This window comes from Parvibium lacunae (genome assembly GCF_003335215.1).
Classification (GTDB): domain Bacteria; phylum Pseudomonadota; class Gammaproteobacteria; order Burkholderiales; family Burkholderiaceae_D; genus Parvibium; species Parvibium lacunae.
This window is the reverse complement of the sequence record NZ_QPGB01000001.1, coordinates 663288-676396: the sequence shown is the minus strand read 5'-3', so window position 1 is coordinate 676396 and position 13109 is coordinate 663288. Positions and strand designations below refer to the sequence as shown.

General features: G+C 54.0%; 12 protein-coding genes. All 12 read left to right on the top strand.

Annotation, left to right across the window (positions count from 1 at the left end; all coding sequences use genetic code 11):
* Positions 1-39: 39 nt before the first annotated feature.
* The 12 genes from DU000_RS03170 to DU000_RS03115 all read left to right on the top strand — a co-directional run bounded on the left by DU000_RS03170 (position 40) and on the right by DU000_RS03115 (position 13054).
* Positions 40-2082, top strand: a complete 2043-nt coding sequence (locus DU000_RS03170; protein WP_114401870.1) for a phage major capsid protein — start codon at positions 40-42, stop codon at positions 2080-2082.
* 95 nt (positions 2083-2177) lie between these two features.
* Positions 2178-2495: a hypothetical protein gene (locus DU000_RS03165; protein ID WP_114401869.1), complete on the top strand. Its 318-nt coding sequence runs from the start codon at positions 2178-2180 to the stop codon at positions 2493-2495.
* 11 nt (positions 2496-2506) lie between these two features.
* Positions 2507-2791, top strand: a complete 285-nt coding sequence (locus DU000_RS03160; protein WP_114401868.1) for a head-tail joining protein — start codon at positions 2507-2509, stop codon at positions 2789-2791.
* On the top strand, positions 2788-3216 hold the full coding sequence (locus DU000_RS03155; RefSeq protein ID WP_114401867.1) for a hypothetical protein: 429 nt from the start codon (positions 2788-2790) through the stop codon (positions 3214-3216). Before DU000_RS03160 ends, DU000_RS03155 begins: the two co-directional genes overlap by 4 nt.
* Positions 3217-3236: 20 nt before the next feature.
* Positions 3237-3989 (top strand): hypothetical protein, encoded by a 753-nt coding sequence (locus DU000_RS03150; protein ID WP_114401866.1) that lies wholly within the window; start codon positions 3237-3239, stop codon positions 3987-3989.
* Positions 3990-4076: 87 nt separating this feature from the next.
* Entirely contained in the window at positions 4077-4403 is a 327-nt protein-coding gene (locus DU000_RS03145) for a hypothetical protein (RefSeq protein WP_147266951.1), read from the top strand.
* A 41-nt stretch (positions 4404-4444) separates the two neighbouring features.
* Entirely contained in the window at positions 4445-4726 is a 282-nt protein-coding gene (locus DU000_RS03140) for a hypothetical protein (RefSeq protein ID WP_114401864.1), read from the top strand.
* On the top strand, positions 4723-7179 hold the full coding sequence (locus DU000_RS03135) for a phage tail tape measure protein (RefSeq protein WP_114401863.1): 2457 nt from the start codon (positions 4723-4725) through the stop codon (positions 7177-7179). The genes DU000_RS03140 and DU000_RS03135 overlap by 4 nt, the downstream gene beginning before the upstream one ends.
* Positions 7179-7763: a DUF2460 domain-containing protein gene (locus tag DU000_RS03130; protein ID WP_114401862.1), complete on the top strand. Its 585-nt coding sequence runs from the start codon at positions 7179-7181 to the stop codon at positions 7761-7763. The genes DU000_RS03135 and DU000_RS03130 overlap by 1 nt, the downstream gene beginning before the upstream one ends.
* Positions 7760-8608, top strand: coding sequence for a DUF2163 domain-containing protein (locus tag DU000_RS03125; RefSeq protein WP_114401861.1), 849 nt, complete (start codon positions 7760-7762; stop codon positions 8606-8608). The genes DU000_RS03130 and DU000_RS03125 overlap by 4 nt, the downstream gene beginning before the upstream one ends.
* A 2-nt stretch (positions 8609-8610) precedes the next feature.
* Positions 8611-9060, top strand: coding sequence for a C40 family peptidase (locus DU000_RS03120; RefSeq protein WP_114401860.1), 450 nt, complete (start codon positions 8611-8613; stop codon positions 9058-9060).
* On the top strand, positions 9047-13054 hold the full coding sequence (locus DU000_RS03115) for a phage tail protein (protein ID WP_114401859.1): 4008 nt from the start codon (positions 9047-9049) through the stop codon (positions 13052-13054). The genes DU000_RS03120 and DU000_RS03115 overlap by 14 nt, the downstream gene beginning before the upstream one ends.
* The last annotated feature ends 55 nt before the right edge of the window (positions 13055-13109 follow it).

Below are 13109 nucleotides of genomic sequence, written 5' to 3'. Positions count from 1 at the left end.
CCCTCAGAGCGATCTGAGGGCTTTTTTTTTGGAGCACTCATGCGCAAGCAAGCCCCCAAAGTTAACGAGCCGCAAAAGCGCAGTTTTTTGCGCGCCGCCGAAGATCAAAAATTCATTGTTGATACCGAAGCGCGCACCGCTACCTTTCCATTTTCTAGCGAAGAGCCGGTAGAGCGCTGGTTTGGTGACGAAATTCTTAGTCATGCACCTGGCGCGGCTCGCATCGGTCAGCGGCAAGGTTATCTGCCTCTGCTCTTCAATCACAACATGGATGACCTGCTGGGCGTCGTAGAGCGCATCTGGCTAGAAAACCAGCGCTTGTATTGCACCGTCCGCTTTGGCAAAGACCAGCGAGGCGAATGGGCCATGCAGCAAGCCGCCGATGGCGTGCTGGTCAATGCCTCATTCATGTATCGCGTTTACACCTACACCGCCCAGACCGATGGCGATGGTGACGCCGACACCTACACGGGCACCGATTGGGAGCCCTACGAAATCTCGCTAGTGACTGTACCTGCCGACTCCACTGTGGGTATCGGGCGCAGCCACGGCGCAGACCAACCGCATGCGACCTCTTCAGCCGCAAGCGTCAATCAACCGGCAACCGCCGAACCTTCCGAGGATACTCAAATGAAATTTAAACACTACCCAGTGCGCGACCGTGCGCACGATGATGGTGCTGCCGGTGGCGCTGCCGGTGGGATCAATATTGAAAACGAGCTCAAAAAAACCCGCGACGAAGCGCTTGCAGAAGAGCGCAAGCGGATTACAGAAATTGAAGCGCTGTGCCGCAAATTCAACGTTAATCAGGAAACCCAGCGTCGTTTAGTTGTCGAGGGTGCCAGCATCGAATTGGCTCGCGGTGTCGTGCTTGAAGAGATGTATGCCCGTGGGCAAAAACCCGCTGGTATGGGTACTGAAATTGGTTTAACTGACGCAGAAAAAGGTCAGTACTCCATGATCAGAGCTATTAATGCTGCGATTGGGAACGACTGGCGGCAAGCTGGCTTTGAGCGAGAAGTTTCAATTGCCATTGAAAAACAGTCGGGCCGCAATGCAAGTGGTCAAGGTTTTTTCCTGCCAAGTGATTTACCATTTGCCCCAACTAAAGACCATATACGGGCGCTTGGTGGTCTGATTCCACCTGGACTGCAATCTCGTGCTCCATATTTGGTTGGTACCGCGGCCCAAGGTGGCAACCTAGTGCAAACTCAATTGCTATCTGATAGTTTTATTGAAGTATTGCGCAGCGTCTCTGTAACAGGCCAGCTTGGTGCTCGTTACCTGACTGGTTTGGTGGGTAACGTGGACATTCCCCGTCAGAATAGCGTTACTCAAACTTACTGGGTGGGTGAGTCTGGAGGTTTAACGGAAGCAGAGGCTACCTTTGATAAGGTTTCTCTCCGACCCAAAACAGTCGGTGGACTAAGTAAAGTTTCTCGGCTGATGTTACTGCAAGCAACTCCTGCAATTGAGATGCTCATACGCCAAGACATGATGGCTCAGCTTTCGTTGGCTTTAGATTTGGCATCGATTTCAGGTTCTGGAACTAGCAGCCAGCCCACTGGTATTGTTAACTCTGCTGGGGTTGGTTCCGTTATCGGCGGAACTAACGGTGCGAATATTACGTTTGACCATTTGATTCAGTTGTACAGCGCACCAAAAATTGCTAACGCACCGATGGCCAGTTTGGGGTTTGCTTTCAATACGAAAGTGTCTGGATATCTTTCTACAATCAAGTCTAGTACGGGTCAATATCTCTGGAGTCAGGATGGTGGCGTAAGTGGTGCTATGCCGACTACTGTAAAGGGATATGCTTACGCTGAATCTAACCAACTTCGCTATAACCTCACCAAGGGTACTTCTAGTGGTATTTGCTCCGAGTTAGTGTTTGGTAACTGGCAAGAATTGCTGATTGGCGAGTGGGGCGCAATGGAAATTGCTGTAAACCCCTACGGCTCCGTTAACGATACGTTTGCAAACGGCGATGTGGTCTTGCGCGTCTTGCAAACTATTGACGTTGGCGTTCGCCACGCTGCTTCTTTCGCCGTCATGTCGGACGCCCTCACACCTGGCTTCTAATCATCAATAAGTCAGCACCTCTTTTTGATTAAGGGACTTACCCCGCGCTGCGCCGCATCGCTGCGGTGCGGCGGGGCTTTATTTTGGAGAAAAACATGAAATTCACAGTCCGCGATGGTTTTGTAGTTCACGCCCAATCTATTCGGGATTTATCGGATGGTACAAAGCAATTGGTTGAGCGCAGTTTCTATCCTGGTGACGAAATCGACTTCACCGCCGAAGAGGCTGAGCCACACAAGCACAAACTCGTGCCGCTAGATAAAGAGGCTACCAAGTACCTCAATCAAGCGGTATCCCAGCCTGTTGAGGCTGCAGTGCCGATTGATCAGGTTAAAGAGCTTATTGACAAAGCGGTGGCCCAAGCCTTAGCCGCTCAGCAAGCGGCACTGGTTCAAGCTAACCCACCTGCTTAGTTGATATCAGCATGTTTGTAGAAGACCTCGCCCTGTTGTTTGCGGACTTTGGCGTTCCTGCGTCTATTACTGTTAATGGTGTTACGCAAACTGCCACGGTCTTATTCAACAAGGGCGATGCCAACATTTTCGCTGACATGCAATCCTCCACCGATTACAACATTATTTACCCAGCTGCATCCTTGCTTGGCATCAAGCACGGCATGCCAATAGTTGTCGATGGTGTTCAGTACACGGTGCGAGAGGCGACCGCAATCAATGATGGTGCCCTACACCGAGCAACACTAAAGTTATGACTAAGCGCGAAAAAATTCTTCAAGCATTGCTGCTATCCCTATCAAGCAATTCACTCGGTTGTCCTGTGTTTCGCGGGCGGGTTGAATCATTTAATCGTGACGAGTTGCCTGCAATTGTCATTGTTCCGGTTGGTGAGCAGAATCAGCTTTACGGCGCAGTAACTAACCGCTGCGTCTTTACTGTGCAAATTCACTTACACGCGAGAGCGAGTGATAGTTCTACAGCAGTAGAAACTCAAGCCGATCCGCTGGTTGAAGCGCTTCATGCAAAGGTCCTTAGCATCGGTGGGGTGCCAGGACTAACTGATGTGGCCAGGGTAGAGCATATCTATTCTGATTACGAGTTTGAAGACGGCGACGGTACTGCATTGCTTTTTAAAAGTGAGTACCACTTTCATTATCTGCGCCCAGTTGGCGAGGCGTAACCACATTCAAGGAGAAGTAAATGTATAACTTTGGCGTAGGTTCCGTGATTCTCAAGCGGACAAAAGATGCTGCGGGCAATACGATAGCCATTCCCCAAGCAGAGCAATTACTGGCTTTGCAGGAAATCGAGCTGGGCATTGATATTGAACTCAAACAACTGAAAGGGTCTGGAGTATTCCCGCTAGCAGTAGCGCAAGCAGGCGGGAAGATTGAGGTTAAAGCAAAGGTGGGAGATATAAATACGTCTGCCTTTGAAACCTTATGGGGTGAGGCGGCACAAGCCACATCAACCCTTGTTCAGCAGGGTGAGGCATGCTCGGTGCCAGCCAACTCGCCATACACGATAACTGTTGCGCCCCCCTTATCGGGCACATTCCAGGAAGATTTGGGCTTGATCGACGTGGCCACTGGCCAGCCACTTCGCCGCGTCACTGCAACCCCGGCGGCTGGCGAGTATAGTGTGAGCGCAGGTGTTTACACGCTTCACTCCAGTGCTGCGGGCAAAGCCCTGCTGCGCTCTTATGAGTACACAACCACCAGCGCTGGGGCAAAAACATACAATATCAATAACCGCCTCATGGGCGCTAGTCCGCGTTTTTCAATCGTCATGTGCAACCGGTTCGATGGCAAGACTGTAGCGGTGAAGCTGCATAGCTGCGTGTCGAGTAAATTCATGCTGCCTTTCAAGTCAGACGATTTCGCGCAACAACCTTTTGAAGCGCAAGCGTTTGACAACGGCGCTGGCAGTGTTGGTTATCTCTCTTTTTGGTAAGCAACCATGGGACTTATATCAACTCTAAATAAGTTCAAATTGTCGAGAGAGTTAGCTGCAAAGCAGGTCCCCTTCGAGGGGCTTGCTTTGGCGCTCGGTCAGACGCAGTTGATTGTGCCGTCGCTCTTGTTATCCGAGGCTGATAAGTTTGATCGACTACATCAACTTGTTGAAGAAAACGCCAGCGCCCCTAGCTCAGAGACGTATTCACAAATGCAAGCGGCGCTTGTTGATGTTCTTTTTCTATCGCTAAAACGAAATTACCCCAGCATTACGTCGGAATACATCAAAGCGAATCTAACAACCGATCAATTTCTATCTGCCGTACTGATTCTGCAACGGATGAATATGCCCGAGGTCGGTCGTGATATCGCCAGCGAAACCAAGAGTAAGGTCCGCTCCAGCGGAAAGTAAATTGGCCCTATCTTGTGGCCCATATCGCCACAGCGTGCGGAATGTCGCCAGCCCAGGTGCGGGCCAAATTTACACTTAGCGATGCATGGTTAATGCTGGACTACTGGAATGACTTTCCACCAGTTCACATACAGGCAAGACGCATCGCCGTCAGCATTGGCGCGTATGGAAAAGATGGAGCAGGGGCGCTCACGCCTAAATTCATTTTAAATGAAAAGACAGAGGTCGATGTGGCGGGTCAAATGCAAGCCTTAATGTCGATTTTACCAACTACGCAGGGGCGCCCGGATGACCCTGATTTAGATTTCTTGGATGCTTTATGAGCGATGCTGTAATTAACATTGGGGCTGATAGCACCAAGCTTCGGCAAGACCTTGAGCGCGCAGCAAGAGAGTTTGCAGATAAAACCAATGCGATGAGAGAGCGCGCAGAGCGTGCGGGTGCCAGCTTTTCAAAATTTACTGAAAAGGTCAAAGAGGTAACGCCCCAAATACTTAGTTTGTCTGGCGTTATCGGTGGTGTTTCATTCTCAGGCATCATCATGGAAACCGCAAAGGTGGCTGGGCAGTTGAGCGACTTATCGCAAAAAGTCGGGATTGGAGCGGGCAACCTTAGTCAGCTGGCCTATGCTGCGCAAGCAAATGGAATTGGATTCGAGCAGCTTGAAACCGGCCTTAAAAAATTTAGTTTAAATATCTCTGAGGCTGCGACTAAGTCATCTGCAATGACCCAAGAAAGCCGAGATGCAGCCTCGGCGCTTAAGGCAATGGGTATCTCCACTACCGATGCCGAAGGTAAACTAAAAAACACCGAAGACCTCTTGATCGAGGTTGCCGATAAATTTTCTGGGTACAACGATGGGGCCAATAAAGCTGCTCTTGCCACCGCGCTATTTGGACGCGCTGGGGCCGATTTATTGCCATTTCTAAACCAAGGAAAGCAAGGCATAGCAGACTTGAGAAAGGAAGGCATTGAGCTCGGGGCAACCATGAGCGATTCGATGGTCAAGGCCGCTGACGAATACGGCGACAATGTTGATAAGCTTCGCTCCGCATTTAAAGGCCTGGTCACGACCATCGGCAATTCGGTTATGCCAGCTCTAACCAAAGTAACCACCGAGTTAATTGAGGGCAGGAAGGCGTTTGGCGGCTGGTGGTCGGCGCTGGTGGGCATCGGCTTATCAACCACGACCAGCCTACCCCAAGCGCGAGCTGACATTGAAAAGATTAACAAAGAAATAGCTAAGCTTGAATCGCAGCGGGCAACAGAAGAGGCGCGTGGTGGAATTGGCAGCAAAAATATGCTGGCAGCTTACGACAAAGCGCTTGCTGAGAAGTATGAGGAATTGCAAACAGCAAACAACCGGCTTCGATACTATCAAGCACTGGCAGATCGCCAGAATGCCCAAGGGGCAAAGGATGCGGAGGATGCATTCGATTTTGGCAAGCGTCCAAAGAAAAAGGGTCGCAACGCCCCCGAGTTTGGGAGCGGTGGCGGGTCGGCAGGTGAAAAGTCAGCTGACAATAAATCCAGCATGTCCAAGTGGGACGCCGAGCTAACCGTACTCAAGCAGCAATTCGAGTTGCAGAATCAGCTCAAAAGCTACGACCTGAATGATGAGTTTGCTTATTGGGAAAGCAAGAAAGGGCAGGTAAAAGCGGGGTCAGATGATGTGTTGGCAATCTTGTCAAAGCAAAATGCAGTCCGAATCCAGCAACTTAAACAATCTATTGATGCTCAGCAAAAGTCAGATAAGGAAGAAGCGGCGCTATCTGCAGCGTCTATTGACGGGATGTATTCCCGTTGGGAAAAGCAAATTGAGCTAGAGCAAGAGGCCACCGAGGAGCGTCTCATCCGCGGCGAAATCTCCCAAGCGGAATATCTGCAATTACTACGCCGCTTTGAAGAGCAGAAGTTTGCTGTTCAACGTGATGCGCAATTGGCCAGAATCGAGCTAGCCAAGCTTGACCCCTCGAAAGACCCAGCAGAGTTGGAACGACTGAACCAACAGTTAGCCCAAGTGCATTATGCGCACTCAATGCGGATCGCCGGCATCCAGCAGCGCGAGACCAAGCAAGGAATGCAGTTTTACGAAACCCTCGTTTCATCAATGACAAGCCTTTGGGATAAAGGCTTGCAAGCAATGATGAACGGCACGCTGACTTGGAAGGGGGCAATGCGCGCAATCTATGCCGAGCTAACCCGTGTTTTTATTCAGCAGGTAATCATGGAGCAACTCAAGCGCTGGCTGATGATGCAATCAACCAAGTTGATGGCCATGATGGGTTTTGAGACTAAGAAAAGGCTGCTTGAAGGTGAGGGCGCTACTAAAGCAATTGAGGCAACGGCAACCGAGGCAACTGCAAAAATTAGCGGGCAGGGTGCCAGCGCGGCGGCGGGTGCGGCAGCATCACAAGCGCCCATTCCGATTGTCGGGCCGGGTCTCGCTGTCGCAGCTGCGGCGGCCATGTTAGCGCTGGTGCTCGGCTATCGCGCCATGGTCAAGTCCGCATCAGGCGGGTTTGATATTGGCTTTGGTGACAACCCGCTAACCCAACTTCACCAAGAGGAAATGGTGTTGCCGAGAGTGTATGGGAATACGCTGCGCGACATGGCCGAAGTTTATACAAATAGTAAGACCGGTGCCGACACGCAGGCGGCCTCAAATGCCGCCCCTATTGTTCTTGGGGGCGTTTCTGCGGGCGATTTCTTCATTGCACATAAACGTGAGCTCGCCCAAGCGCTTAAAGCAGCAACTCGAAACGGAGTTCGCTAATGCCACTCGCCGTTTACCCAAGCCTGCCGGGCCTCAAGTTCGGCAGCAAACTCAAGCCGATGTTTTCCACAAAGATTGCGGAAAGCAGCAGCGGCGTGGAGTATCGACAAAAGCGCTGGGTCTATCCCAAGTGGTCCATTACGCTTGAGTATGAGTTCTTGCGCAACCGTAGCGATCTCGCCGAGCTAGAGACCCTGCAAGGCTTTTTTTTGGCCCGGCAGGGTGCTTATGAGCCATTCCTAATCAGCCTGCCCGAGCAAAAGACGGTCTCGCTGCAAGCGGTAGGCGTAGCCGATGGCGTGACGTCGATCTTTCAGCTTGTTGCGAATATCGGCGGTTTTCTGATGCCGATTGATGAAGTTAAGGGGGCCCCGGCTGTTTACGTCAACGGCGATCAAGCCTATGGCTTCTCCTTGCTCGACAAAGGCCGCATTCAATTCATCACGGCGCCCGTTGCGGGGCCCATCACCTGGTCGGGTGAGTTTTACCACCGCGTGCGGTTCAAAGATGATGCCATGGAGTTTGATAACTTTCTCAATCAGCTTTGGTCTGCCAAAAAAGTGGAAATGGTGAGTGCGCGATGAAGACAGCCAGCACCCAGCTGCGGTCGTTAATCGAATCGCACAGCTTTGTCGCTACCGCCAACCTGTACCGCATCACGCTGGCCAGTGGCACCAGCTACACGCTCACAGACCATGCTTACGACTTGTTTTGGTCCGGCAGCAACTACATCAGCACGCGCATTGCGCGTGAAAAAGTGCAACTACGTGTTGGCATCGAAGTCGATAGCTTGCAAGTCACGATCAATACCGACGCCACGCAGGCCGAGCCGTTGGCGTTCACCGCAGGGGCGCAACTCGGCGTGCTCGATGGCGCGGCGGTGAGTGTTGAGCGAGCCTATTTATCTGGTGCCGCACCGTATCAAGTTGCGGGCACGGTTTATGTTTTTTCCGGGGCGGTGGCCGAGGTCGAGTGCGACAGCTACAAAGTACGCATGACAATCAACAGCCAGCTCGATCTGCTGAATATCGAGATGCCGCGCAACAAGTTTCAGGCGGCGTGCGGGTACAGTCTTTACGACCAAGATTGCGGCGTCAATCGCGCCAGCTACATGTTTGCCGCTACCGTGCAGGCTAACAGCACACGGGCGCTGATTAAGACCAATGTTACCCAAGCCGATGGTTGGTTTGACGGCGGCTCAATCACCTTCGTGACCGGCAACAACGCGGGCAGCAGCGTCACTATTTTGAAGCAAGTCGGTGGTGATCTAACGCTGGCCCGCAATGTAATTTTGCTGCCTCAAGCCGGGCAAGTCGCGCAGCTCTATCCAGGCTGCAACAAGACCCAAGCGGCCTGTGCGGGCAAGTTTAACAACCTCGCCCGCTTCCGGGGCATGCCTTATCTGCCGCAACCAGAACAAGCGTTTTAACCATGACAGATCGAGAAAACATCCTCGCTATTGCAAGAGGCTGGCTGGGCACGCCTTGGCACCACCAGGCGCGCTGCAAAGGGGCCGGGGTGGACTGCGCGCAATTTCTGCTTGCGGTGTACGCCGAAGCGGGGCTGATTAAAGCTTTCGAGCCAGACGACTATTCACAAGACTGGATGCTGCACAGTGATCAGCCCTTGTTTGTTGAAGTCTTAAAACGCTACGCCACGCCGGTGGACTTCGGTTTGCCGGGCGATGTGGCCATGTTCACCGTCGGCCGCCAGCCCGCGCACGCGGCGATTGTGGTTGACTGGCCCACCATTATTCATGCCTACCGGGCTGAGGGCATAGTGACAGAAAGCCGCGCCGACACCGGCCCGCTGGCTAACAAATTCGCTGGTTTCTACCGGCTAAACCAATTCGTTTCAGGGGCCGCTTGTGGGGTTCGCTAGTACACCGACCATCAATACCGAAGATCAGCGAATTGACCGCCTACGCATTCAGCAAAGCGCGGCGGGTCAAGCGGTACCGGTGCTGTTTGGGCGCAACCGTATCGCGGCCTCATTGCTTTATTACAATGATTTCGTCGCTACCCCCCATGTCGAATCGCAAAGCGGCGGCGGGGGCGGCGGCAAGGGCGCAGGTGGCGGCGCGCAACCCACGCGCACTAGTTACACTTATTCAGCCGCTATCATGCTTGCCATCGCCGAGGGCACCATTGAAAGCATCGAGCGCGTCTGGGCCGACAAGTCAAACTCAAGCCTTGCGGACGCCGGGCTGTCACTGTTTAACGGCCAAACCAGCCAAGCCGTATGGGGCTACTTAACGGCGAAACACCCAGATCAAGCGGTGCCTTATTCAGGCCTCGCATACGCCGCTGCAGGCGGTTTAAGCCTGGGCAGTGATGCCAACCTACCCAATTACTCATTCGAGGCTCAAAGCGCCGTAAAACGCGCGGCAGAGAGGGCCAGCGGTGATGCCCACCCGGCAGACTGCATAAACCAACTGCTTACCAACCCGCGCTACGGCGCAGGCTTCCCCGCCGCCATGCTGGCCAGCGATGCTACCTACCGTGCTTACTGCACGGCCAACGGCTTTTTTATTTCGCCCGTGTTGAGTGAGGCGCGGCCCGCAGCAGACTGGTTGCGCGAATGGCTCGACATTACTAACAGCGCTGCGGTCTGGTCGGAGGGCAAACTAAAACTGGTTCCCTATGGTGACGAAGCCGCCACGGCCAACGGGGCCAGCTACGTGCCCAATAACGCGGCGGTGTATGACCTGAATGCCGATCATTTCTTGAATAAAGACGCGCCGATTCAAGTCAAGCGCAAGCGGAATGCGGATGCTTACAACAGCGTTAAGCTTGAGTACGTCAACCGTGCCGATCAATACAACGTCGCCACCGTCGAGGCGCAAGACCAAGCCGCGATTGACCTGTACGGCAAGCGGCCCGCCTCTGGCCTTACGTATAAAGCCATCACCACCACCGATTTGGCAACTAAAGTAGCGCAGCACAGGCTGATTCGCTTTCAGCAAGTGCGCAACGAGTATGAGTTCCGCGTTGGTGAGCAGTTCGCTTTGCTAGAGCCCATGGATATTGTGACGCTCACGGATGTGGGCTTGGGCTTAGATAAGCTGCCCGTGCGTATCATCGCGATTGATGAAGATGACGACGGCTATCAAATTACCGCCGAAGATTTTCCGCGCGGTGCGAGTGGCGCCAGCTATACCACTCAAGTACCCACCAGCTTCGCACTCAATAGCGACATTGCGCCCGGCCCCAGCAACACGCCGGTACTGTTTGAGCCGCCTAATGTCATGGTCGCACCGAATACGGAGCTATGGATTGGCACCAGCGGCGGCGCCTATTGGGGTGGCTGCGAGGTGTGGGTGAGCCGTGATAACGCGTCATACCGGCGCATTGGCACGATTACCAGCCCCGCCCGCCATGGCGTCTTATCCGCAGCCTTGCCCGCAGGCGCAGACCCCGACACTAGCAACCAGCTCAGCGTCAATCTCACCGTCTCTGGTGGCGTGCTGGCGGGCACGACCCAAGCCGGGGCCGACGCTGGCGATACGCTCTGTTATGTGGATGGTGAGATCGTTTCTTTTCAAACCGCGCAGCTCGTCGCGCCGAATCGCTATACCCTCGGCTATTTGCGCCGTGGCCAGCGCGGCAGCAACATCGCTGCACACCCCCAAGGTTCGGCGTTTATGCGGCTCGATGCGGGCGTGTTTCAGTTCCCGATTCCGCGTGAAGAAATCGGCCAGCCGCTGTGGCTGAAATTCCCCGCTTACAACACCTTTGGTCGTAGCCTGCAATCGCTCGCAGAATGTACCGCGTATCAATACACCCCCACCGGTAATCGGCCTGCAGCGCCCAGTTCGCTCACCACCACGGCGGGCTTGTTTGAAGTCGCGCTGTCCGCTGCTTATGCGCCCAAGTCAGATCTCCAATTCATTGAGTTTTGGGTGAGCGGCACCAATGACCGCAGCACTGCCAGCCCGTTTGCCAGTATTCGCACACCGGGCAACACCGCCCGACATACTGGCCGCCAGCCGGGTAGCGTCGCGTACTATTGGTGCCGTCTGATCGACAGCGGCGGCAATGCTTCCGAGTTTTTCCCCGCCAGCCCCCTAGCGGGCGTGGCAGGGTCGCCGAGTGCGGACCCTTCGGCGCTGCTCAATCAACTCAATAACAGCATTACCGAGGCCCAACTAACCGCGCCGCTGCGCTCAAGTTTTCAAGCGATTGCGCCGCTGACAGAGCAGGGCAGTGACACGCGCAACCAACTCAACAGCGCAGCGGATGCCCTGTTTCAAGCGATCTTGCAACTAGATCGACAAGCAGATCAACTGCGGGCCGAGCGCCGCGTATCGACCGCGACAGTCGATGTAAACGAGGCCACGGGCCAGATCGTACTCAAAGCCACGGCGCAGATTACGACCGACGTGGAAGCACGCTTAACCAGCGTGCAAACACAGATCAACGGCGTCAATGCTACGCAATCCACGCAAGCCAGCCAGATCGTTGTGCAAGACGGGAGACTAACAGCGGCTGAAACAACGCTACAGCAGCAAGCAAACTCGATTGCGCTGCGGGCTACACAAGCGTATGTCGATACTCAGCTCGCCATTCTCTCCGGGGCGCTTGACCCACAATTGGTTAAAAATGAGCTAGGTCTGCTAGCCCAGGCGCTGCAACGGCTGGCGTTGTTGAATGATGACGCCCGCAGCCTGACGCGAGAGCACAATCTGCGCTTGGCCACGGCTGAGTTCAATATCACGGCCAACACCACCGAGCTACAAGCACAGGCCACGGCACGGCTGGCGTTGGCCGCACTGGTGGCAGATCAAGCGGCGGCATTACTGGTCGAGCAAACCGCCCGTGCCACAGCAGACAATGCGCTGTCCAGCCAGCTCACCGCCCTGCAAGCGCAAAGTAATAGCAATGCGTCAGCAATCAGCACCGAAGTGCTGGCAAGAGCCAATGCCGATAACGCCCTCAGCAGCTTGATAACAACGCTACAAGCCCAAGCCAATGGCCTGCAAGCAGCCATCAATCAAGAAGCCAGCGTTAGAGCGAGTGCCGACGGGCAACTGCAAGCGCAGTGGGTGTTGACGCTGAATGCCAATGGGCACATCTCCGGCATCCAGCTTGCGAACAACACGCAAACTGGTAGCTCCATGCTGGTCACCGTGGATAAATTCGCCGTGGTACTACCCAGCGGCAACGGGGGCACGCCGCAATACCCCTTTGTTATTGGCTTGGTGAATGGTCAGTCAACGGTCGGCATTAACGGCGCGCTGGTGGTCGATGGGTCAATCGTGACGCGCTCACTCGCAGCCAATTCGGTCACAGCAGAGAAGATCGTTGCCCAGGCGATTACGGCTGACAAAATGAATGTAAACAGCTTGTCGAGCATCACGGCGAACATCGGCAAGGTAACAGCCGGGCGCATGCAAAACACGGGGAATACCAACTTTATTAACCTGGGCGCAACGGGTGGGCAGAATTTTCTGCGCGTAGGCAACAATATTATTTTGAATGCCGATGGGTCCGGTTACTTTGCCCGCACGCTGGTTAGCGCGCCGAATGTGAAAGCCAGTGGTAGTTATGCAGTCATCAGTGATGTGCTGGGCATGAATAGCACTTGGTCAACGATTATTGACACCGGCATCAATTCAACAGGCGATTGGGCCACTGCGAGCACTGAGAAGTATTTGGCATCGTGCAACATTAGCGACCAAATTAGCTGGGGTGGTGGGCTAACTGGCATTGCCAGCGCAACGGTGTTTGTCGGCGACGGTGCTGGCACTTCCCCCAACGGGTATACCGAGGGCCGCTTCTATATCAAGTTTGACTGGATTGGCCCCGGCAATTTAAGCGACCCGACGCGGGCTATTCAAATTCGCGGCATCGCCTGGACTCTCGATCAAGTTTAACTAGCAAACGTAATTCAACCCGACATAACCCGCTCCGGCGGGTTTTTTTATTGGA